This is a genomic window from Aeromonas sp. PS2Canimalfood6 (assembly GCF_048276795.1).
Classification (GTDB): Bacteria; Pseudomonadota; Gammaproteobacteria; order Enterobacterales; family Aeromonadaceae; genus Aeromonas; species Aeromonas caviae.
Genome location: NZ_JBLUXC010000012.1, coordinates 1 through 21,446 on the forward strand (window position 1 = coordinate 1; position 21,446 = coordinate 21,446).

The window sequence follows — 21,446 nt, forward strand, 5'->3', positions numbered from 1 at the left end:
CGCCGCTCGCCGGCAAAAGTAGCAAGCTACTTTCCCGCTGCCGCTCGACTTGCATGTGTTAGGCCTGCCGCCAGCGTTCAATCTGAGCCATGATCAAACTCTTCAATTTAAGTTTGGTTGCCTGCTTAATCGCTTAAGCAAAGCGGCTCAATGAATTGCTGAATTAACTGCTGCAACTAAAAGTTGCTTTGGTCACTTCATCAGACATTGAAAATCAAAAATTGTTTTTGATGCTCGATGCTGTGAGTGCCCACACAGATTGCTTGATTCAAATTGTTAAAGAGCGTCACGCTTATCGCGTTGAGGAGGCGCATCTTACGCTCCTCACTTCGAAAGTCAAGCGGTTGTTTTCGCTTTTCTTTCGGCGCCCACCTCATCAGGAGGCTAGCTCTTCAGTTTGGCGTGGTCCGCCGTGCTGGTAGGGGCGCATTATAGGGAGCCGCGCCGTGATGACAAGGGCTTTTTGTAAAAATACGCTCGTTTGCTGAAAAAGCAGGCTAAACCCCATGAAATGAGAGTTTACCCCAGTTTCATGCCGATTTTTTGTTCATACCGTCAGTCTGGGCCTGAATATAGTTGACCCAGCTGGTCGCCCTGTCTTGCCAGTTGTTCTGCTGTTGCAGCTCGCGAGCCAACACCAGCGCCTGAGCATATTGTTCTTTATTGAGGTGTGCCTGCACCAGCAGGGCCTTGGCTCTGTTGCCCTGCTCTCCCTTCACTGACTTGATGGCCGCGAGCTGGGTCATGGCGGCATCCGTCTTGCCCTGTTGCAGCAGCAGTTCGGCGGCACGCATGGCGGCCTTGGGGTGAGCATGTTCCCGGGCAAGCAGCTGCCAGCTGTCCACAGCCTTCGGCCACTCACGTGCCCCTTCCCACAACTGGGCCAGCAATTGGCGATTCTCGGCGCTCTGCTTCATCTGTCCCTTGGCCATGGCAGACTCCAGCAGACGCGCACCACGATAGGGCAGTCCCTGCCAGGCATACAGGCGGATCAGCTGGTTGCGGGCGGCGGCATCATCCATCAATTGACGGTCGATGGCGGTTTGCAGCAGTGCAAGCGCTCGATCACCACGCTTGGCGGAGAGATTGAGCGACACAGCCTGCTGCCACCACTTGCTCTCTTTCGGCTCGCGGCGGATCAACTCTTCGGCCTGATCCGCAGCCACGCCGTAACGCTGCAATGCAGTGAGGGCGGAGAGGCGGATGATGGCTGCCTGCTTCTGCCAGCTTTTCTTCAACAGTTGTTCACTCTGGCTGGCTGCCTCGCCGTACTGCTTGTTGTGGTAATAGAGGCCAGCCAAGCGCAGACGCAAGGCATCGTCAGCCTTGATGGCCAATGCGGCCTTGTAGCTGGCGATGGCGCCGGACCAGTTGGATTGCTGGGCCTGGATATCCCCTCGCAGACGCAACAACTGAAGTCGTTGCTGCTCTGGCCACTCTTTATAGGCAAGAGCCTGCTCCACATAGCGACTCGCCTGTGCGGTCTGCTGCAGGTTGGCTGCCAGAGAGGCCTGTAACTGCGCCAGCCAGGCGTGCTCAGCCTCGGAACCGGGTTTGAGCACAGTCGCCTTGCTCTGGGCCTGTTGCCACTGGCCGGATTGATAGAGCTTCATCACGGGCTCCAGCTGGCGGGAGAAATGAGGGCTCACCTCCATCGCCAGACAGGCTTGGCTGACCAGGGCCAGCAGACAGATCCAGATCCGCAACATGGTTATGACTCCAATTTGAATTTGAGCGTGATGACTTGCACCAGCTTGTCGGTGGCGCCCGGCCTCGGCTGATAGCGCCACTTGTTGATCGCCTGAATGGCCGCTCGCTCGAACTGGCGCTTCGGCTTGGCCTCGACCACCTCCACATCCTGTACCCGGCCGTCGGCATCGACGCTGAAACGCAAGGTCACGGACCCCTCGATGCCGGCCTGTTGGGCCCGGTAGGGATAAACAGGCTCAACCCGTTGCAGTGGCATCAAGAGGTCGCTGGCACCGATTCCAGCGCCCTGCTGCTGTCCATGGAAATTGCCGCTCGCGACCGGAGTGGGACTGGTCGCCACACCAGGGGCAGAGACCTGTACCGCACTCAGGGTCGAGACCAGATCCAGGCTCGGCTGTACCGAAGGCAACGGGGCCGCCGCCGGCATGGGCAGCGGTGTCGAAGCCAGCGCGGCAGGCGGCTCCGGCAAGGGTTCCGGCTCCTGGGGTACCGGCCGCTCACGCACCTGTACCTCGGTCACCTCGTTCTGCATGTTGATGACGATGGATTTTTGCTCTGTGGTCGCCTTCTCCCCTCCGGGCGGCTCCACCAGGGTGGCCATGAACAACAGGATGCCCAGACTGAGGGTGATCCCCAGTCCCAGGCTCATCAACTTGTGTTTCATTTCGGTGCCACCGCCACGGCGATGTTGGCGATGCCTGCCGCCTTGGCTTCATCCATCACCCGCACCACCTTGCCGTGGGGTACCCGTTCATCGGCCTGGATCACCAGGCTTGCCTCGGGCTGCTCCGCCAACAGTCGGGCGAGGGTGGCCTGCACCCGCTCCACATCCACCTGTTTGCGGTCGAGGAAGATCTGCCCCTGAGCGCCGATCGCCAGCATGATGCTGGACGATTTCTGCGCCTTGGCCTGGCTGGCCTGGGGTCTGTGTACCTCAAGCCCGGCTTCGCGCACGAAGGAGGTGGTCACGATGAAGAAGATCAGCATGATGAAGACGATATCCAACATGGGGGTCATGTCGATCTGCACTTCATCGCGCTGGCGTTTGGATTGCCGTCTCATTGCATTACCTTCTCTTCTCGCAGGCCGTCCCGGGTCTTGGCCAGCGCACGCTTGGCCTGACTCTCGAGCCGGCTAAGTAACAACACGCCGGAGAGGGCCACCACCATGCCTGCCATGGTGGGGATGGTGGCGCGTGAGATCCCGCCCGCCATGCTCTCCGGGTTAAAGCGGTTGGCCGCAGCCAGCGCATCGAATACGCCTATCATGCCGGTCACTGTACCCAGCAACCCCAGCATGGGGCAGAGCACCACCAGGGTGCGGATGAAGATCAGATGACGGTTGAGCGCCAGCTCCACTTCTGCCAGCCAGCGCCCGCGAATCGCGCGAGCGTGCCAGCTGTGACGCTCGCGACGCGCCTGCCAGCGGCCCAGCAGCTGGCGCTGCAACGGTGCAAACCCCAGGTTGAGGTAGAGCAGCCGCTCGATCATCAGAATCCACATCAGCACCAGCAAGGCCAGAATGACCCAGAGCACCGGGCCGCCACGGCCCATGAAGCTCTGCAACTGCTGCCAGATGTCGAGCATCATGCTACCCGCTCCACCCTGTCACCATTGCTTTCGGCCCGCTCGGCCAGGATCCCGGCCACCTGCTGTTCCAGCACGTTGGAGAGCTCGGTGAAACGGGACTGCAACAGGCTGTGGGCCAGGATCAGCGGAATGGCCGCTACCAGACCCTGCACCGTGGTGACCAGGGCCATGGAGATGCCGCCCGCCATGATCTTGGGATCGCCGGTACCGAACTGGGTGATGGCCTGGAAGGTGCCGATCATACCGGTCACTGTCCCGAGCAGACCCAGCATGGGGGCGATGGCCGCGATCACCTTGACCATGCCGATGCCGCGCTCCAGGCGAGGGGTCTCCTGCAGGATCGCCTCATCCAGACGCAATTCGAGGGCCTCCATGCTCAGTTCTGGATGCTTGTCAGCCACCGTCAGCACCCGGCCGAGGGCGTTGTCGGCATGATATTCACCGCTCTTGAGCTGGCGACGAACCCGACCCAGTTCGCGAGAGAGGCTCCACAGCCGTACTCCAGCGATCCCCAGGCCGATGGCGGCCAGCAGCACGATGATGGCGCCGACCTGGCCGCCCTGCTGGACTTGCTGCCAGAAGGTGGGCGCCTGGGCCAGCATATCGAGCAGAACACCGTGGGAGGGATCCAGCGGCAACGCTTCTCCCTCCTGACCCTGATAGGCGGCCACAGCGGAAAGCACGCTGCCTGGCAGGCCCAGCACCGGACTCAGGCCTTCGGCCCCCGGTTGCAAGAAACCAGCATCGCCCAGCAGGGCGAAGCTGCCGATCCGGGTCAACGTCTGCTCGCTGGCAACGCCCTGGGCATCGAGCACCTTGCCGTTGAACTGGGCAACCCGGCCCGATTCGCGGATCTCCTGCAGCAAGGTGGCTGGCAGCAGGGCAAGGGCGGCGCGATCAGGCACCTGTTTATCCTGTGCCATGGTTTTCAGTGGGGCGAGACGATCAGGATACTGGCCCTCGACGGCGGATTCGCTCAGCAACTTGACCGCATCGCTGGCGCCCTGACGGGTGACCGCAAAGATGTCGTTCATGTCGCCGGAGGCTTGCTCCCATTGGGTATTGAGCTCCACCAGCTGCTTTTCATTGGCCGCGAACTGGCTGGCCAGCTCCTTGCTCAGGCGCTGGGCCTCGGCCAGCTTGGCACGGGCACTGCTCAGATCCCTGGAGACAGACGCCAGATCCTGCTTAGCCTTCTGCTCACGGGCCTGTTCCTGCTGCTGCCAGGCTTCCTCGGCCACGGCGGCTGTGGTGCCCAGAGAGAGGGCGAGGGCAAGGGGTAACCACTTCATGGTGACGCTCATGACTGGGCCTCCTGACCACGGCTGACGGAAAGGGGGACATTCAACAACTGGGGAACTTTCTTGTCGGCAGCCATTTCCAACGCCTCGGCGATGGGGGAGAGCCACTGGCCGTCGAGGGCTTGCCACTGCTTGTGCTCGGCAGACCAACGCCACGCCTGGGAGCGATCGGCGGTCATCGCCAGCAGGGAGACCCGACCCAGAGCCAGCACGTCGACCCGGCGCGGTGCGCCATCCAGCACCAGCTCGGCGGAATAATGGTCCAGCCTGCTGCCGTATTCGGCTTCAATCTGATAGGCCTGCAATAGCTGGCGGAACTTCTCCGCCTCGCTCACATCGGCTCTGGCCAGCGTCGCTTTCAAGGCAGCAACCCGCGCCAGACGATCCTCCCTGCGCAGCGGGATGTCATCCTGTACCAGCTGTTCCAGATCGGCTTGCATCTGCAGCATCAGGGGGACAAGCCCCTGTCTGGTCTCCTGTACCGCCTCCAACTGCTGGTTCAGCTTGCCCAGCTCGTTTTGCTGATCGGCCACCAGAGACTGCATGTAGCGGTTGTAGGCTTCCAGATCCCGCAGTTGCAGTTGGGCATTTTGCAGCTCAATCCTGGCGGCGACGGCTCCATCGGCGGCTTTCTCCACACGCAGCTGGGAGGCTTTCCCGTCGGCGATACTGTTCTTCAATGCTGGCGCAACCACCTCGTCGGCGGACACGACGCAATGAACGGCCATGGGTAACAAGGCCAGACCCCAAAACTTGTTCATGATATAAATCTTAACAATGATAACTATTCTCATTGTCTCAAAGAGTAGGGTCACTGGCAATCAGATGATTTTCTTGGCCTCTGGACGAAAAAACAGGATACTTTTTAGACAAGTACGGGAATAACTGGCGTTGGTAGTCGCAACGCCATTTTAAATAACTAAAAAATGTCTTTTCGATCAGCAAGATAAGCGATCGAAAAAGGAGAGTTACATGTTTAACGATGCGATCTGGGAACACATAGATCGGTTCACCAAGGCCAAGAAAACTAGCGATATCCAGCAGCAACTGGAGCGCTTCAGCCATCAGATGGGCTTTGATTACTTTCGGCTGCTGATCATTTTTCCCATCAGCATGCAAAAGTCCCATGTGGCCTTGTTCAACAACTGTCCCACCAGCTGGTTTGACGCCTATTCGGAGCGCCACTACCTGACCCAGGATCCGGTCGTCTTCCTGGGGCTGAAGCAGACCCAGCCCATCTTCTGGAACAAGCTAGATTGCGATTCCCCCTGGTTGCCCAGTGCCAGCCGGGAGGTGATGAATCTGGCCGCCGACTTCGGGGTGAGAAACGGCGTCTCCTTCCCGCTCCACACCCCGCAGGGGGAGCACGGTATCCTCTCCTTCATCAGCAAGGAGAAGTCCAATTCTGAACTGATGTTTGAAAACGCTCCCACACTGTCGTTTTGCGCCAGTTATATCTTCGGTGCGGCGCTGCAGTTGATAAAGCGCAGACCCGAGCTGATGAAGCACCTGACCGAGCTGTCGGACCGGGAGAAGGAGTGCCTGTTCTGGGCCAGCGAGGGCAAGACCTCCTGGGAGATCGCCACCATCCTCGGGATCAGCGAGCGTACGGTGAACTTCCACCTCAATCAGGTCACCAACAAGACGGACTCCAAGAACCGCAACCAGGCGATCGCCAAGAGTATCTCCAGCGGCATCATAGTGCCCTCACTCGACGATGTGACCATCACCAACCTGCGCCTCTCCTGAACGAGGGAGCAGCAAGAAGAGCCGCAACAGCGGCTCTTTTTCATTCAGCGCTCCCGTCTCTCACCATCAGCTCTGGTGGCTCAACCTTCCAGCAGCGCCAGCGCGGCATCGAAGTCGAAGCGCTCTACCTGCTGCGCGACCCTGGCCAGGCGTTCGGCCAACTCGGGCGGCAGGGCGAGGGCCCTCAACTCCAGCAGAACCTCGAGTGCCTCACTGTCGCTCTCGGCCAACAGGTGACCAAGCCTGGCCAAGCGTGACTGCAGTTCGCCCTCGGGGACGGCCATCGTCGGCGCTGACACCGGAGCCGCGGCATCCAGCCCCGTCAGGGCGCCGAGCACGGGGATCAGGCTACGCTCGACTCCGGCAAGGGCCGCATTCAGCTGCTCCCTGTCGGCGCCAGACAGACAGCGTTGTTCCAACTCGGTCGCCGCCTGTGCAACCCCGAAGGCACCGATGTTGCCGGCTGTCCCCTTCAGGCTGTGGGCGAGCCGGGCCGCCGCCGCGGGATCGGGATCGACAAGCGCCGCCTCAAACTGCCCGACAAAGTCCTGGTTGGCGGCGAGGAACTTGCGCAGCAGCCGCAGATAGAGATCGGCATGCCCCCGACAGGTCGCCAACCCGGCAGCCTGATCGATGCCGTCGAGTTCGGCAGGCAGGGTGGAGGCGGGCGGCACAGCCTCCGCCGCACCGCTCGATGCCTGACGGGGGCGCGGCTTGATCCATCTGGCCAGGGTCGCGAACATGCCGGCCACATCCAGGGGTTTGGCGATGTGATCGTTCATGCCGCAGGCCAGCGCCCGCTCCCTATCCCCGCTCATGGCGTTGGCGGTCATGGCGATCACCGGCAGCGTGGCGAAGCGCGACTGCTGGCGGATCAGGCCGGTCGCGGTATAGCCGTCCATCACCGGCATCTGGCAATCCATCAGCACGCCGTCGAAGTCCGCATCCTGCGCCAGTATGTCGAGCGCCTGCTGACCGTTGACGGCCTGGCAGAGCTCGATGCCCGCCTCCTGCAGCAACTCGCTCGCCAGCTCGCGATTCAACTCGTTGTCCTCCACCAGCAGCAGGCGGGCACCGTGCAGGCTGGCCGTGGCGCTGGCGTTCAGTTCGCTGCGCTCGGTCGCGCGGCTGTCGATGTGTTGACCCTTGCCAAGCACCGAGGCGATTGCCTCCAGCAGGGTGGAGGGAGTGACCGGCTTGGTCAGCACCACGGGCAACTCGACCCCATGCATCTCGGCCTCCTCGCGCACCTCTTCGCGGCCGAAGGCGGTCACCATGATCACCGATGGCGTCTGCGCCAGGTTGGCCCTGTGCATCTGCCGCACCGTCTCCACCCCATCCATGCCCGGCATGCGCCAGTCCATCAACACCAGATCGTAGGGCAGCGCCTTGCGCTCGGCCGACACCAGCATCGCCAGGGCGACCTGACCGCTGTCGGCCACCTCCACCTCTATGCCAAAACTGCTGGCCATCCCATAGAGGATCTCGCGTGCGCTGGCGTTGTCGTCCACCACCAGGGCCCGGATACCGAGCAACTCGTCCTGCGTGAACATACGCCTCGGCTGCTCGTCACGCTGACGCCCCAGCATGACGCAGAAGTGGAAGGTCGAACCCTGTCCCGGCACGCTCTCCACCCAGATGCGCCCCCCCATCAATTCGACCAGGCGCTTGGAGATGGCGAGACCCAGACCGGTACCTCCGTACTTGCGAGTGGTCGAGCTGTCGGCCTGGCTGAACGACTGGAATATCCGCTCACACTGCTCCGCGCTCATGCCGATGCCGGTATCCCGCACCCAGAAGTGCAGCTCGATCTGCTCACCGGCGTCCGTCTGCACCTCGGCCCCCACCACGATTTCGCCCCGTTCGGTGAACTTGGCCGCGTTGTTGCCTAGGTTGATCAGGATCTGCCCCAACCGCAGCGGATCGCCGACCAGGGCAGTGGGCAGCTCGCGCGCCGTGTCGAACAGCAGCTCCAGCCCCTTCTCCTCGGCCCGCAGGCCTATCATGCTGGCGAAGTTCTCCAGCACATCTTCCAGGTGGAAGGGAATGAGTTCCAGCTCCATCTTGCCGGCCTCGATCTTCGAGAAGTCGAGGATGTCGTTGATGATCCCGAGCAGGTTTTCCGCCGAGCGGTGCACCTTCTCGATATAGTTGCGCTGACGGCGATCCAGCTGGGTGCGCAGGGCCAGGTGGCTCATGCCGATGATGGCGTTCATGGGGGTGCGGATCTCGTGGCTCATATTGGCGAGGAAGGCGCTCTTGGCCTGGGTCGCCTCCTCCGCCGCCGCCCGCGCTTCGGTCAGCGCGGTCACATCGATGTTGACCCCGGTGGCACGCAGAGGCGTCCCATCCTGAGTGCGGGTGAAGCGGCACAGGGACTTGAAGGTGCGCACCATGCCATCGTTGTGGCGCACGATGCGAAAATCGAACTCAACCCGATCGGCCCCCTCTTCGAGCGCATGATCGAAGGTCGCAGCGGCGGTGGCCACATCGTCGGGATGCAGCAGTGCCTTCCAGTGCTCCTGATCACCGCCGAAACCTCCCGGCTCCAGCCCAAACATGCTCTCCAGCTGCGGAGTCCAGTAGTTGCGGCCGGTCAGGAGATCGATGTCGAACAGCCCGATGCCACCCGCCTCCTGTGCCAGGGTCAGGCGCTCGCTGGCGGTACGCAGCCTGGCCCCCATGGCCCTGCGCTCGCTCACGTCCCGTACCGAGGCACAGACGCAGGTGCCACGCCCGGCCAGGGTGGGTAGATGGGAGAGGCCTATCTCCACGGAGAACAGGCCGCCATCCTTGCGCACCCCCTGCAGATCCTCGATGTTGGCCCCCATCTGACGGGTGGTGCCGTGGACGATGAATTCGTCGCGCAGCGCCACATGCTGACCGCGGCCGCTCTCGGGCACCAGACACTCGATGGGCTGGCCGATCAGCTCGCCCGCGCCATAGCCAAACAGCTGATCCAGCTGCGGGTTGGTCAGCAGGATGAGGCCGTCGGCGCCGATCACCAGCATGCCGTCCGGCGCCGCCTCTATGATGCCGCGATACCAGGCCTCGGTGGCCCGCAGGGCACTCTGCTGGGACTCCAGCTCCACCGCCTGACGTTCGAGCTGCAGGGTCTGCTCCCCCATCTCGTCGGCCTGGCGGCGGGTCTCCTGCAACAGGGCCAGGGCGGCTTCACTGCGCTCCATGATGGCCATGGCGCCAGCCAGCCTGGGCAGTACCTCCTGCAACAGCAGGGCCTCGGTCTCCCCGATGGGGTGGAAACCCGCCAGCTCCAGCACCCCGAGCAGACGCTCGCCGCGCAGCACGGGCTGCACCTGCAGATAGCTGGCCGGGGCCCCCCCGAGCTGGGAACTCATATGCCAGAAGGAGGCCGGCAACCCCTCCAGCTGACGCGGCTGACGATCGCGCGCGCACTGGCCGAGCAGCCCCTCGCCGAGGGCCACCACGGTGGCCAGCGGATGGGCAGGATCGTTGGCATAGCCGCCCAGCAGCTGCAGGCTGCTCGAGCCCTGGTGCAGGCTGTAGAGCGCCCCCTGGCAGATGCCGAGGGAGGGGGCCATGCGAGCGAAGAAGGCCTGGGCCAGTTCCTGCGGGGTCTCAGCCTGCTGCAGATCGGCCTGCAACAGGGAGACCTGCGACCTGACCCTGCGCTGCAGATCGAGCTGGCGCGATTCGAGTTGCAGGGTGGCGATGGCCCGCGCCAGATCGCCGGTCTCGTTGTGCAGATCGACGTGGGGGATGGGTTGATCCAGCTGACCGGCCGCCAGCTGGTCCACGGCACGGCGCACCCGATCGAGCGGGTTGCGGATCGACTTGCTGACCAGCCAGGAGAGCATCAGCGCCAGCGCCAACCCCCCCAGCAGCAGGATGGAGGTGAGCAGGCTGCTGCGCTTGGCATAGGTGGTCGTCTCCATGACCAGATCCCGCAGCGCGCTCTGCTTGACCCTGGCTATGTTTTCCAGCATCGCATCCACACGGGCATCCAGCTGCTCAAATTCATCGCTGTTGAGCAACGCCTGCGCCTGCGCCTGGCGCCCCTGGGCGGTTAGCTGCAAGGCCTTGTCGCCGAGTTTTTGATGGCGTTCGAGTTGCAGATCGAGGTCAGACGCACTGATCAGGTTTTCGGTACGCCAGAGGGTCGGCTTGGCCTGGGCCAGCTCCTCATGGAGACGTTGTTGGGCGTCCTGCATCTGTTTGAGCGCCTCGAGCCTGACCTCGGAGTTGGTACTGCCTATGGCCTTGTGCAAGGCCTGCAATATATGTGGCAACTGTACCCTGGCCTCGTGCAGGTGGAGGGCGCCCACCAGGTCCTTGCTGTAGAGGTGATCCAGGTCTCGGGTCAATTTGTCCTGAGTGCGCAGGCTCTGTATGCCGAGCGCCAGCGCCAGCGCCAGCAGCACGGCGAACCCCAGTATCAGCTTGTGTGGCAGCGCGAGCCGCTCAAGCAGGGAAAGCACTCTCATCATGGGCTCCTGATTCAGGGTTTAGGGATGCTGTTCGCCATGGCCGCCTGATGCTTGGCCATATCATCATCGCTGTCGGTGAAGCGCTCGGCGATGGCCTGGAATTGCTCGGCGGCGGACAGGAAGGCGGCGCAGACATCGGGATCGAAGTGCCAGCCACCGCCCTGACGGATGATGTCCACCGCCTCCTCGTGGAGCATGCCGGCCTTGTATACCCGGCGGCTGATCAGCGCGTCATAGACGTCGGCCACCGCCATCAGTCGGGCGCTGATGGGAATGGCATCCCCGGCCAGCCCCTGCGGATAGCCGCTGCCATCCCATTTCTCCTGGTGGCTGTAGGCGATCTCCTTGGCCAGACGCAGAAAGTCCACCGAGATCCCCAGCTGATCCTCGGCATGCTGGATGGCATCCCGCCCCAGAGTGGTGTGGGTCATCATGATCTCGAACTCCTCCACCGTCAGGCGGCCGGGCTTGAGCAGGATATGATCCGGGATGCCGACCTTGCCGATGTCGTGCAGGGGGGCAGACTTGAACAGCAGCCTGATAGTGTCGTCGTCGAGGAAGTGGCTGAACCTCGGGTGGTCGCGCAGCAACTCGGCGAGCAGCTTGACGTAGTGCTGGGTACGGCGGATATGGTTGCCGGTCTCGTTGTCGCGGGTCTCCGCCAGGGACGCCATGGCGTGAATCGTCACGTCCTGGATGGCCATCACCTCGCGGGTGCGGCGCTGGACCTCCTGCTCGAGAAAGTCGTTCTGATCCCGTAGGAAGTCGGCGGCGGCCTTGATCTTGAGCTGGGTATCGACCCGCGCCAGCACCCGCGCCGGATTGATGGGCTTGGTGATGTAATCGACGGCCCCCAGCGCCAGCCCCTGCACCTCGTTCTCCATGGCGGCCATGGCGGTGAGGAAGATGATGGGGACGTGGCGGGTACGGGAATCTTGCTGGAGCCGCTCGGCCACCTGATGACCGGACAGGCCCGGCATCATGATGTCCAGCAGGATCAGGTCAGGCAGGGGATCCCCCTGCAGGATGCGCAGCGCCTTGTCGCCACTGTTGGCAAGCTTGACCCTGTACTTCTCATTGAGCAAGGCAGCCATCAGCATCAGGTTGTCCGGGGTATCGTCCACCACCAGTATGGTGGCGGGCTGATGAAGGTCTTGAGAGTGATTCATGGTGATCGAGGCTCCAATCAGATGAGTGAGTGGCCATCCCATGAACCACTCGGTCTGGAGGAAGCTTAGTCCCTAAATAAACCATCTGCTTTCAACAACTTGAATTAAAAAGGCCGGCGCACCACTGGGTTGGTGCGCCGGCCTTCGGACGGGCTGTTTTCCTTGGTGGGGGAGCCTGTTCCCCCACCCGACAGCGCTTATTCCACAGTCACGGATTTGGCCAGGTTGCGCGGTTGATCCACGTCGGTGCCCTTGATGAGGGCGACGTGGTAGGAGAGCAACTGCAGCGGCACGGTATAGACGATCGGCGCGATCATCTCTTCCACGTGGTTCAGGCTCATCACCCGCATGGTCTCGTCGCTCTTGAAACCGGCGTCCGCATCGGCGAACACATAGAGGATCCCGCCACGGGCACGCACCTCTTCCACGTTGGACTTCAGCTTCTCCAGCAGGTCGTTGTTCGGCGCTACCACTATGATAGGCATCTCGGCATCGATCAGCGCCAGCGGGCCATGCTTCAACTCACCGGCGGCATAGGCCTCGGCGTGGATGTAGGAGATCTCCTTGAGTTTGAGCGCCCCTTCCATGGCGATGGGGTACTGGCTGCCACGACCGAGGAACAGGCTGTGGTGCTTGTCGGCAAACTCTTCGGCCAGAGTCTCGATCTGCTTGGCCAGGGCCAGGCTCTCCTTGATGCGCACAGGCAGGGCTTGCAGCGCCTTGACCAGTTCGGCCTCGGCGGCGGCGCTCAGGTTGCCACGGCAGTGACCGACGGAGGCCACCAGCATCAGCAGACCAGCCAGCTGGGTGGTGAACGCCTTGGTGGACGCCACCCCGATTTCTGCCCCCGCACGTGTCATGAAGGCCAGGTCGGATTCGCGCACCAGGGAGGAGCCCGGTACGTTGCAGATGGCCAGGGAGCTCATGTAACCGGACTCCTTGGCCAACCGCAGGGCGGCCAGGGTATCGGCAGTCTCGCCGCTCTGGGAGAGGGTCACCAGCAGGCTGTTGGGGCGCACCACCGACTTGCGATAGCGGAACTCGGAGGCGATCTCCACGTCGCAGGAGACGCCGGCGATCTCTTCGAACCAGTAGCGCGCCACCATGCCGGAGTTGTAGGAGGTACCGCAGGCGACGATCTGGACGTGCTCGACCTTGTCGAAAATGGCGCGGGCGCCGTTGCCGAAGGACTCGACCACCACGTGATCGCTGCCCAGGCGGCCTTCCAGGGTGTTGGTGATGGCCTTGGGCTGCTCGTAGATCTCCTTGAGCATGTAGTGTCTGTATTCGCCCTTGTCACCGGCATCGTGGGAGAGCTCGGACTCCAGCTCTTCGCGCACCACGGCCTCGCCGTCGGTATCGAAGATGTGCACGTCGCGGCGGGTCACTTCGGCCACATCGCCCTCTTCCAGGAAGATGAAGCGGCGGGTCACCGGCAGCAGGGCCATCTGGTCGGAGGCGATGAAGTTCTCGCCGATGCCGCGGCCGATCACCAGGGGGGAGCCGGAACGGGCCACCACCACGCGGCTGTCGTCACGGCTGTCCATGACCACGGTGCCGTAGGCGCCGCGCAGCTGCTTCACCGCTACCTGCATGGCCACCAGCAGGCTGGGGGCGGATTTCAGCTCGTGGTGCACCAGGTGGGCAATCACCTCGGTGTCGGTGTCGGAGCTGAACACATAGCCCAGCGCCTTGAGCTCTTCGCGCAGCTCTTCGTGGTTCTCGATGATGCCGTTGTGCACCACTACGATATGCTCGGAGACATGGGGGTGAGCATTGCGCTCGGACGGCTCGCCATGGGTAGCCCAGCGGGTGTGGGCAATGCCGGTACCACCGTGGACGGACTGCTCCTCCAGTGCCTTGGCCAACTCGGCTACCTTGCCGAGGCGACGCACCCGCTGCAGCGGCTGGTTGGCGCTGAACACGGCGACACCGGCCGAATCGTAGCCACGGTATTCCAGACGGCGCAGGCCCTCTACCAGGATTTCAGCCACATCACGTTGGGCGACGGCCCCGACGATGCCACACATAGACTTCTCCTTGAAACGTAAGACGTTAATCCGGTTGGATAATGGTTTGTTCAAATCACACGGCCACGGGAGCGCAAATCAGCGTGATCCCCCTGGCCTGAATCTGTTCTCTGGCCGCATTGCTCAGCCCCTCGTCGGTCACCAGGGTATGGATGCCGGACCAGGGCAGCTCGAGATTGGGGATCTTTCGGCCGATCTTTTCCGACTCCACCATGACGATGACCTCCCGTGACACTTCGGCCATGACCCGGGAGAGGCCCACCAGCTCGTTGAAGGTGGTGGTGCCCCGCTCCGGGTCGATGCCATCGGCACCGATGAAGAGCTGGTCGAAGTCATAGGAGCGCAGCACCCGCTCCGCCACCTGACCCTGGAATGATTCGGAATGGGGATCCCAGGTCCCGCCAGTCATCAGCAGGGTGGGCTCGTTTTCCAGCTCGCGCAGGGCACCGGCCACATTGAGGGAGTTGGTCATGACGATGAGGCCGCGCTTGTTGCCCAGCATGGGGATCATGGCGCTGGTGGTGCTGCCGCTGTCGATGATGACGCGGTTGTGATCGCGGATCCGCTCGGCCGCGGCGCGGGCAATGGCCATCTTTCGATTCGAAACTTGTTCCGGGTTGCTGTCCACCACCATCTCGCTGGGGAGGGGAACGGCACCGCCGTAGCGACGCAGCAACAGGCCACCGGTCTCCAGTACCGCCAGATCTTTGCGGATGGTCACTTCGGAGGTGGCGAAGTGTTTGGCCAGGGCATCGACACTGACTTCCCCCTGCTCCTGCACCAGACTCACTATGGTGTGACGGCGCTGCTGTGTGTTGCGTTTGGTCATTTATAAGTTTCGATTAGAAAGAATGGCGAAATATTAATGCCTTTTCGGGAAAAATCAAACGGCAAATAGGATCCGATTTGGTTCGATGCCAGAATGAGGAGCCGATTTGCGACGAGGACGCCATGCAAAAACGACTCATCTGGCTGGTGGAAGATGAAGCCAGCATTGCCGATACCCTGATCTATGCCCTGCAGACCGATGGTTTCGAGGTGGAGTGGTTTCCCCTCGGTCAGCCGTTGCTGGCGCGACTGGAACAGACGCGACCGGATTTTTTGATCCTGGATGTGGGGCTGCCGGACATCAGCGGTTTCGAACTGTGCAAGCGGGTGCGGGCACTGACCGATATTCCCCTGATGTTTCTCACCGCCCGCAGCGAGGAGATAGACAGGCTGATCGGGCTGGAGATAGGGGCAGACGACTATGTGGCCAAACCCTTCTCACCCCGTGAGGTATGCGCCCGGGTGCGGGTCATCCTGCGCCGCAGCCAGCCCGCCCCCTACCAGCCGATACAGCCACTCGCCCTGGACGAGGAGCGGGCACGAATCTGCTTCCTGGGCCAGCCCCTGACGCTCACCCGCTATGAGTACCTGCTGCTCAAGACCCTGATGCAGGCGCCGGGTCGGGTCTACTCCCGCCAGCAGCTGATGGATCTGGTGTGGCAGGATGCGGAAGAGAGTCTGGATCGCACCGTCGACACCCACATCAAGACCCTGCGGGCCAAGCTGAGGGAACGGGACCCGGAAGCCAACCTGATCCTGACCCACCGCGGGCTGGGCTACAGCCTGGAGCTGGCATGAACGCCTAGCTGCCGGGCACCTGCCGGAGGCTGACATGAGGATCGGACTGCAACTGCTGTGCGGGCTGGTGCTGATCTTTGCGCTGGCCGCCTGGTTCGTGCTGGAGATCTTCGTCGAGGAGATCAAGCCCGGGGTGCGCAGCGCCACCGAAGACACCCTGGTGGACATGGCCCAGATGCTGGCCCCCCTGGCCCTGGACGACATGCAGGAAGGGAAGATGGCGAATGGCCGGCTCGCCAGCGCCTTCGCCCGCCTCAACCAGAACCCCATCAACGCCCTCATCGACGGCCACCTCAAGCAGCAGGCGGAGTACCGCATCTATGTGGTCGACCGCTGGGGCAAGGTGGTCTACGACTCGGACGGGGTGGATCTGGGCAAGGACTACTCTCGCTGGAACGACGTCTACCTGACCCTGCGCGGCGAATACGGCGCCCGCAGCACCCGCAGCGATCCTGACGATCCCGCCAGCTCGGTGATGCACGTCGCCGCCCCGCTACGGGAAGGGGACGACATCCTGGGTTCCCTCACCGTCGCCAAGCCCAACCGCACCCTGCTGCCCATGATAGAGCGCAGCGAGCACCAGTTGCTGCAGGGGGCGGCTCTGCTGCTGTGCATCTCCCTGCTCATCGGCGCCCTGCTGGTGTGGTGGCTCAACCGCGCCATCGGCAAGCTGGTGCACTATGCGGATGCAATCAGCCAGGGTCAGCCCGCCAGCCTGCCGCGCCTCTACAGCCCCGAACTGGACAGGCTAGGCCACTCCCTGGAAACCATGCGCCGCCAACTGGACGGCAAGGCCTATATCGAGGCCTATGTCCACAGCCTGACCCACGAGCTCAAAAGCCCGCTGGCGGCCATTCGCGGGGCGGGGGAGATCCTGGCCGAGGCGCCGCCGCCGGACATCGCAAAGCGCTTTATCGGCAACATCAATCTGGAGACGGCCCGCATGCAACAACTGATCGAGCGCATGCTGCAACTCGCCCGCCTCGAATCAGGGCAGGGGCTGGACAGACAATCCGTTGAGCCGGCCCGGCTGGGCAGACGGGTGCTCGACGCCCGCCAGATCCAGGCCCAGCGCCGCCAGATCGCCCTGCACGCCGAGCTGGGGGAAGGTCAGAAGCAGAAGTGGGATCCCCTGCTGGTGGAGCAGGCCCTTGGCAACCTGCTGGACAACGCCCTCGATTTCGCCCCCATCGGCAGTACCCTGGTGCTGAGCGGCGCCATGGTGGAGGGGGGTTATTGCTTCCGGGTGCGGGATCAGGGGCCAGGCATTCCCGACTTTGCGCTGCCCAGGATTTTCGAGCGTTTCTACTCCCTGCCAAGGCCAGACAAGGGAAAAAGCAGCGGCCTCGGGCTCAGTTTTGCCATGGAGGTGGCACGCCAGCACGGCGGCCATCTTGCTCTTGCCAATCAGCCGGACGGGGGGGTGCTGGCCACACTCTGGCTGCCCGGCAACTGAGGACACTTCACACCAAGCACACAGAGCCGGGCTAAGCTGCACCTCCTCGATGACGACCGTCCCCGTCGATGCGCATTCATATTAATCAAGGAGATAGATATGCCCCGTATGCTGTTGTCCGGTCTGCTTGCCGCCGGCCTCTTCTGTGCACTGCCTGCCAGCGCCGCTTCTGGCTGCATGCTGTTTGCCGATGGAACCGGCAAACCCGTCAGCACCCAGGGGGACTGTGCCGCCCAGTTGACCCCGGCCTCCACCTTCAAGATCCCGCTGGCACTGATGGGCTATGACAGCGGCTTCCTGGTGGATGAACAACTGCCGGCCCTGCCGTTCAAGGCCGGTGATCCTGATTTCCTGCCGGAGTGGAAACAGACCACCACCCCGAGCAGCTGGATGCAATTCTCGGTCATCTGGTACTCGCAGCGCCTCACCGAGTGGCTGGGAGAGGCTCGCTTCCAGCACTACGTGGACAGCTTCGACTACGGCAACCGGGATCTCGAAGGCAACCAGGGCAAGCACGACGGTCTGACCCAGGCCTGGCTCAGCGCCAGCCTCGCCATCAGCCCCCAGGAGCAAGCCCGCTTCCTTGGCAAGATGGTGAGCGGCAAGCTGCCGGTCTCCGCCAAGACCCTGCGCCATACCGCCAACCTGATGCGTCAGCCCGACATCGACGGTTGGCAGATCCACGGCAAGACCGGCATGGGTTACCCCAAGCTGCTGGATGGCAGCCTGGACAGGGAGCAGCAGATCGGCTGGTTCGTCGGCTGGGCCAGCAAACAGGACAAGACGCTCATCTTCGTCCACACCGTTATCCAGAAGCCGGGCAAGCAGTTCGCTTCCCTCAGGGCCAGGGAGGAGGTGTTCGCCGCCCTGCCGGCCCGGTTGAAGACACTCTGATGCCAGCAACACCGGCGCCTTGCGCCGGTTTTTTTATCCCCCTTCACCACTACTTCACACTGCCCCATCCTCCCTTCACGCGACCCCGGCACACTCCCGTTCAACAACAAGGAGACGTGTCATGGTCAAACAGATTTTCACCCACAAGATCGCCCTGCTGCTGTTGCTCTGCCTGCTGATGATGATCCCGGTTCACGCCATCATGGAGCTGAATCGGGAGCGCCAGGCCTATCGCAGTCAGGCCATTCACAGCATCATGGCCAGCCACAGCGGGCCCCAGCGCCTGATGGGGCCCGTACTGGTACAGCCCTATACCCGGACAGTCACCGTCGAGCAGGATGGCAAACATTTCGTGCGCAAGGAGCAGGTCTATCGCTACCTGCTGCCCAAGAGGCTGGACGTGCGGGCCAGCATGGAGGTGACCCCGCGCAAGCTCGGTATCTATCAGGCCCAGATTTATCACAGTCGCCTCTCCCTCTCCGGCCTGATGCCCACTAGCCTGGCTGACAAGGGGCTGGTGGCCGGCAACCCGAACCTGAGCTTCGACCCGGCGGATCCCGCCCTGGCGCCGGGCAAACCCTATCTCAGCCTGATCCTCTCCGATGCCCGGGGCATCAGCCGCGTACCCGAACTGCAATGGGGGGAGCAACGCATCCCGTTTGCACCTGGCGCCCAGCTGGGAGACGGGCGAGTGGGGATCCATGCCCCGCTCGACGCCTTGCCAGACGAAGATGGCCGCTTTCGCATCGAGCTGGATCTGCAGGGCATGAACGCGCTGGAAGTGGTGCCGCTCGGACAGGACAGCCGGTTTCACCTGAGCGGCAACTGGCCCCATCCCAATTTTCTCGGCGACTTTCTGCCCGGTGAACGCACCCTTGCGGATCAAGGGTTCGAGGCAAGCTGGCAGACCAGCTGGTTCGCCACCGACATGGAGAGCCGCTTCAACCGCATGATGAAGGGAGCGGGCACCAAACTGCCGTCATTCAGCGTCAGCCTGGTGCAACCGGTGGATCACTATCAGCTGAACGAGCGGGCCGCCAAATATGCCCTGCTGTTCATCGGCCTCACCTTCATCAGCTTCTTCATGTTCGAGCTGCTCAAGGGGCTGCGGGTACACCCCATCCAGTACGCGCTGGTGGGCATGGGGCTGGCCATCTTCTATCTGGTGCTGCTGGCGCTGACCGAGCATCTCGGCTTTACCTGGGCCTATCTCATTGCCGCCCTGGCCAGTGTGGCCCTCAATGGCTTCTACCTGAGCCATGTGCTGGGCGGCCCGAAACAGGGCATGGGATTCGCCGCCCTGCTGGGGCTGGTCTACGCCATTCTGTTCGGGCTGCTGCAGGCCGAGGAGACAGCCCTGTTGCTCGGTGCCCTGCTGCTGTTCGCCACCCTGGCGCTGGTCATGGGGCTGACTCGCAAGCTCGACTGGTATCAGGTGATGGAGAGCAGTCCCTCCGCCACCGCATGGGCGGCCCCCCCAGCCATCGACCTGTAACACCAGCCATCAGCCATAAGCAAAAAAACCGGCGCCCTCGGGCGCCGGTTTGCATTTCATTGATCGGGCATCACTTCTTCTTGACCGGACGGGGCCAGTTCGGAATGTGGCGCTGGGGCACCCGGGTGATCACCAGCTCGTTTTCCGCCACATCCTTGGTGATGGTGGAGCCGGCCCCCAGGGTCGCCCCCTTGCCGATCCTCACCGGCGCCACCAGCTGGGTATCGGAGCCGACGAAGACATCGTCCTCGATGATGGTCTGGAACTTGTTCACCCCGTCGTAATTGCAGGTGATGGTGCCGGCACCGATGTTCACCTTGGCACCGATCTCCGCATCGCCCAGATAGGTCAGATGACCGCACTTCGAGCCCACACCCAGCCGGGCCTTCTTCATCTCGACGAAGTTGCCGACATGGGCATCCTGCTCCAGCACGGCACCCGGGCGCAGGCGGGTAAAGGGCCCGACCGAGCACTGGTCAGCAATTTGCGCACCTTCGATGACGGAGTAAGGTTTCACCTCGGAGTGGTCGCCGATCACGCAATCCTTCAATACGCTGCCGGCACCGATGCGCACGTGATTGCCCAGCACCACCTTGCCTTCGATGATGACGTTGACGTCGATCACCACCTCCTCCCCGATTTCCAGGGAACCCCGCAGATCGAAACGGGCCGGATCGATCAGGGTGGCGCCAGCGATCATCAGCTTCTCGGCCTGCATCTGCTGGTAGCTGCGCTCGAGCGCCGCCAGCTGCACCCGGTTGTTGGCCCCTTCCACTTCCATGGCGCTGTCCGGGTGGACGGCGGCGATGGCACAGCCATCCCCATGGGCCATGGCGATGACGTCGGTCAGGTAGAACTCGCCCTGGGCATTCTTGTTGTCCAGACGCGACAGCCAGCTGCGCAGCTGGCCACCGTTGGCCACCAGCACGCCGGTGTTCACTTCACGGATGGCCAGCTGCTCGGCATTGGCATCCTTCTGCTCGACGATGCCGACCACCTGGCCATTGCTGCGCACGATGCGGCCATAACCGGTCGGGTTGTCCAGCACCACGGTCAGCAGCGCCATGCCATCGCTTGCCTTGGCGGCCAGCAGCCGTTGCAGGGTCTCCGGCTGGATCAGCGGGGTATCGCCGTACAGCACCAGCACGTCGTCTTCGTCGTTCCAGAACGGGATGGCCTGGGCCACCGCGTGGCCGGTTCCCAGCTGCTGGGCCTGCAGTACCCAGTTCACATCTTCCGCGACGATCCGCTCCTTGAGCAGCTCGGCACCGTGGCCATAGACCAGGTGCAACTGTTCGGCACCAATCTGGCGAGCGGTCTCGATCACATGGGAGACCATGGGCTTGTTGGCCACGGGGTGCAGCACCTTGGGCAGGGAGGAACGCATGCGGGTGCCTTTGCCCGCAGCCAGGATCACGACGTTGAGAGACATAGCTAGCCTTTGAAACAGGTGGAAATGCTGGGCGGAGTCTATCCAACGGGCAAAAAAAAAGCGACCCGAAGGTCGCTTTTTGCATCACCGTGATTAGCGGTAATTCTTTTTGACGATATCGATAACCCGCAGCTGGGCCATCGCTTTGGCCAGCTCGGCAGACGCCTGAGCATAGTCGATATCACCATGGGAGCTGTTGATCCGCTCTTCGGCACGACGTTTGGCTTCCTGGGCTTTCGCCTCATCCAGATCGTCTGCGCGAATGGCGGTATCGGCCAGCACGGTCACGGCTTCGGGTTGTACTTCCAGCATGCCGCCGGAGATGTACAGCACCTCTTCGCTACCATTTTGCTTGATCAAGCGGACCAGGCCCGGCTTGATGGCAGTCAGCAACGGAGCATGACCGTGGCGGAGACCCAGCTCACCTTCGGAGCCTGATACCTGGGCAGATTGCACGCGACCGGAAAACAGTTTTCCTTCGGCGCTCACCACATCCAGGTGAAAGGAGATCATCTCAGCCATGGGC

17 protein-coding genes and 1 rRNA gene are annotated in these 21,446 nt (G+C 62.6%); 5 read left to right on the top strand and 13 right to left on the bottom strand.

Going from position 1 to position 21,446, the window contains the following annotated elements:
• From ACNPAA_RS07230 to ACNPAA_RS07260, 7 genes are all read right to left on the bottom strand, one after another.
• Nucleotides 1-109 (bottom strand): 16S ribosomal RNA (locus tag ACNPAA_RS07230); the annotation flags it as partial.
• Nucleotides 110-530: 421 nt separating this feature from the next.
• Nucleotides 531-1,709: a hypothetical protein gene (locus ACNPAA_RS07235; protein WP_323937542.1), complete on the bottom strand. Its 1,179-nt coding sequence runs from the start codon at nt 1,707-1,709 to the stop codon at nt 531-533.
• A gap of 2 nt (nt 1,710-1,711) precedes the next feature.
• Nucleotides 1,712-2,374 carry an energy transducer TonB gene (locus tag ACNPAA_RS07240; protein WP_201871692.1) on the bottom strand — a complete coding sequence of 221 codons (663 nt, stop codon included), beginning with the start codon at nt 2,372-2,374 and terminating at the stop codon, nt 1,712-1,714.
• Nucleotides 2,371-2,772 (bottom strand): ExbD/TolR family protein, encoded by a 402-nt coding sequence (locus ACNPAA_RS07245; protein ID WP_010672232.1) that lies wholly within the window; start codon nt 2,770-2,772, stop codon nt 2,371-2,373. The genes ACNPAA_RS07240 and ACNPAA_RS07245 overlap by 4 nt, the downstream gene beginning before the upstream one ends.
• Nucleotides 2,769-3,299 (bottom strand): MotA/TolQ/ExbB proton channel family protein, encoded by a 531-nt coding sequence (locus tag ACNPAA_RS07250; protein ID WP_041214167.1) that lies wholly within the window; start codon nt 3,297-3,299, stop codon nt 2,769-2,771. Before ACNPAA_RS07250 ends, ACNPAA_RS07245 begins: the two co-directional genes overlap by 4 nt.
• Nucleotides 3,296-4,603 carry a MotA/TolQ/ExbB proton channel family protein gene (locus tag ACNPAA_RS07255; RefSeq protein ID WP_279956387.1) on the bottom strand — a complete coding sequence of 436 codons (1,308 nt, stop codon included), beginning with the start codon at nt 4,601-4,603 and terminating at the stop codon, nt 3,296-3,298. Before ACNPAA_RS07255 ends, ACNPAA_RS07250 begins: the two co-directional genes overlap by 4 nt.
• Nucleotides 4,600-5,361 carry a DUF3450 domain-containing protein gene (locus ACNPAA_RS07260; RefSeq protein ID WP_041214169.1) on the bottom strand — a complete coding sequence of 254 codons (762 nt, stop codon included), beginning with the start codon at nt 5,359-5,361 and terminating at the stop codon, nt 4,600-4,602. Before ACNPAA_RS07260 ends, ACNPAA_RS07255 begins: the two co-directional genes overlap by 4 nt.
• Before the next feature lie 211 nt (nt 5,362-5,572).
• Between ACNPAA_RS07260 and ACNPAA_RS07265 the strand changes: the two genes are divergently transcribed.
• On the top strand, nt 5,573-6,349 hold the full coding sequence (locus tag ACNPAA_RS07265) for a helix-turn-helix transcriptional regulator (protein WP_042079092.1): 777 nt from the start codon (nt 5,573-5,575) through the stop codon (nt 6,347-6,349).
• 80 nt (nt 6,350-6,429) lie between these two features.
• Here ACNPAA_RS07265 and ACNPAA_RS07270 read toward each other — a convergent pair whose 3' ends face one another.
• The 4 genes from ACNPAA_RS07270 to ACNPAA_RS07285 all read right to left on the bottom strand — a co-directional run bounded on the left by ACNPAA_RS07270 (nt 6,430) and on the right by ACNPAA_RS07285 (nt 14,846).
• Nucleotides 6,430-10,818 carry a response regulator gene (locus ACNPAA_RS07270; RefSeq protein WP_417891668.1) on the bottom strand — a complete coding sequence of 1,463 codons (4,389 nt, stop codon included), beginning with the start codon at nt 10,816-10,818 and terminating at the stop codon, nt 6,430-6,432.
• A gap of 11 nt (nt 10,819-10,829) precedes the next feature.
• Nucleotides 10,830-11,987 carry a two-component system response regulator gene (locus tag ACNPAA_RS07275; RefSeq protein WP_323937537.1) on the bottom strand — a complete coding sequence of 386 codons (1,158 nt, stop codon included), beginning with the start codon at nt 11,985-11,987 and terminating at the stop codon, nt 10,830-10,832.
• A gap of 197 nt (nt 11,988-12,184) precedes the next feature.
• Nucleotides 12,185-14,017, bottom strand: a complete 1,833-nt coding sequence (gene glmS / locus ACNPAA_RS07280; RefSeq protein ID WP_042864689.1) for a glutamine--fructose-6-phosphate transaminase (isomerizing) — start codon at nt 14,015-14,017, stop codon at nt 12,185-12,187.
• Between the two features lie 55 nt (nt 14,018-14,072).
• Entirely contained in the window at nt 14,073-14,846 is a 774-nt protein-coding gene (locus tag ACNPAA_RS07285) for a DeoR/GlpR family DNA-binding transcription regulator (RefSeq protein WP_323937535.1), read from the bottom strand.
• A 122-nt stretch (nt 14,847-14,968) separates the two neighbouring features.
• Between ACNPAA_RS07285 and blrA the strand changes: the two genes are divergently transcribed.
• The 4 genes from blrA to creD all read left to right on the top strand — a co-directional run bounded on the left by blrA (nt 14,969) and on the right by creD (nt 19,488).
• Nucleotides 14,969-15,643, top strand: a complete 675-nt coding sequence (gene blrA, locus ACNPAA_RS07290) for a beta-lactam response regulator transcription factor BlrA (protein ID WP_323937533.1) — start codon at nt 14,969-14,971, stop codon at nt 15,641-15,643.
• A gap of 34 nt (nt 15,644-15,677) precedes the next feature.
• The gene (gene blrB, locus ACNPAA_RS07295; protein WP_052815144.1) at nt 15,678-17,099 is read left to right on the top strand and encodes a beta-lactam sensor histidine kinase BlrB; all 1,422 of its coding nucleotides are present in this window, start codon (nt 15,678-15,680) and stop codon (nt 17,097-17,099) included.
• Between the two features lie 99 nt (nt 17,100-17,198).
• Nucleotides 17,199-17,993, top strand: coding sequence for a class D beta-lactamase OXA-1159 (locus ACNPAA_RS07300; protein ID WP_052815145.1), 795 nt, complete (start codon nt 17,199-17,201; stop codon nt 17,991-17,993).
• Nucleotides 17,994-18,114: 121 nt separating this feature from the next.
• Nucleotides 18,115-19,488 (top strand): cell envelope integrity protein CreD, encoded by a 1,374-nt coding sequence (gene creD, locus ACNPAA_RS07305; protein ID WP_113978276.1) that lies wholly within the window; start codon nt 18,115-18,117, stop codon nt 19,486-19,488.
• Nucleotides 19,489-19,558: 70 nt separating this feature from the next.
• Here creD and glmU read toward each other — a convergent pair whose 3' ends face one another.
• Together glmU and ACNPAA_RS07315 are read right to left on the bottom strand one after the other, a co-directional pair.
• Entirely contained in the window at nt 19,559-20,920 is a 1,362-nt protein-coding gene (gene glmU / locus ACNPAA_RS07310) for a bifunctional UDP-N-acetylglucosamine diphosphorylase/glucosamine-1-phosphate N-acetyltransferase GlmU (protein WP_417891669.1), read from the bottom strand.
• Nucleotides 20,921-21,013: 93 nt separating this feature from the next.
• Nucleotides 21,014-21,442, bottom strand: coding sequence for a F0F1 ATP synthase subunit epsilon (locus ACNPAA_RS07315; RefSeq protein WP_010672259.1), 429 nt, complete (start codon nt 21,440-21,442; stop codon nt 21,014-21,016).
• Between the last annotated feature and the right edge of the window lie 4 nt (nt 21,443-21,446).

Excerpts from the sequence above, each read along its gene's own strand:
- ACNPAA_RS07255 (WP_279956387.1), bottom strand. The coding sequence starts at position 4,603 with ATGAGCGTCACCATGAAGTGGTTACCCCTTGCCCTCGCCCTCTCTCTG.
- creD (WP_113978276.1), top strand. The coding sequence starts at position 18,115 with ATGGTCAAACAGATTTTCACCCACAAGATCGCCCTGCTGCTGTTGCTC.
- ACNPAA_RS07275 (WP_323937537.1), bottom strand. The coding sequence starts at position 11,987 with ATGAATCACTCTCAAGACCTTCATCAGCCCGCCACCATACTGGTGGTG.
- blrB (WP_052815144.1), top strand. The coding sequence starts at position 15,678 with ATGAGGATCGGACTGCAACTGCTGTGCGGGCTGGTGCTGATCTTTGCG.
- glmS (WP_042864689.1), bottom strand. The coding sequence starts at position 14,017 with ATGTGTGGCATCGTCGGGGCCGTCGCCCAACGTGATGTGGCTGAAATC.
- ACNPAA_RS07270 (WP_417891668.1), bottom strand. The coding sequence starts at position 10,818 with ATGATGAGAGTGCTTTCCCTGCTTGAGCGGCTCGCGCTGCCACACAAG.
- ACNPAA_RS07315 (WP_010672259.1), bottom strand. The coding sequence starts at position 21,442 with ATGGCTGAGATGATCTCCTTTCACCTGGATGTGGTGAGCGCCGAAGGA.
- ACNPAA_RS07260 (WP_041214169.1), bottom strand. The coding sequence starts at position 5,361 with ATGAACAAGTTTTGGGGTCTGGCCTTGTTACCCATGGCCGTTCATTGC.
- ACNPAA_RS07250 (WP_041214167.1), bottom strand. The coding sequence starts at position 3,299 with ATGATGCTCGACATCTGGCAGCAGTTGCAGAGCTTCATGGGCCGTGGC.
- ACNPAA_RS07300 (WP_052815145.1), top strand. The coding sequence starts at position 17,199 with ATGCCCCGTATGCTGTTGTCCGGTCTGCTTGCCGCCGGCCTCTTCTGT.
- ACNPAA_RS07235 (WP_323937542.1), bottom strand. The coding sequence starts at position 1,709 with ATGTTGCGGATCTGGATCTGTCTGCTGGCCCTGGTCAGCCAAGCCTGT.
- ACNPAA_RS07240 (WP_201871692.1), bottom strand. The coding sequence starts at position 2,374 with ATGAAACACAAGTTGATGAGCCTGGGACTGGGGATCACCCTCAGTCTG.
- blrA (WP_323937533.1), top strand. The coding sequence starts at position 14,969 with ATGCAAAAACGACTCATCTGGCTGGTGGAAGATGAAGCCAGCATTGCC.
- ACNPAA_RS07285 (WP_323937535.1), bottom strand. The coding sequence starts at position 14,846 with ATGACCAAACGCAACACACAGCAGCGCCGTCACACCATAGTGAGTCTG.
- glmU (WP_417891669.1), bottom strand. The coding sequence starts at position 20,920 with ATGTCTCTCAACGTCGTGATCCTGGCTGCGGGCAAAGGCACCCGCATG.
- ACNPAA_RS07245 (WP_010672232.1), bottom strand. The coding sequence starts at position 2,772 with ATGAGACGGCAATCCAAACGCCAGCGCGATGAAGTGCAGATCGACATG.
- ACNPAA_RS07265 (WP_042079092.1), top strand. The coding sequence starts at position 5,573 with ATGTTTAACGATGCGATCTGGGAACACATAGATCGGTTCACCAAGGCC.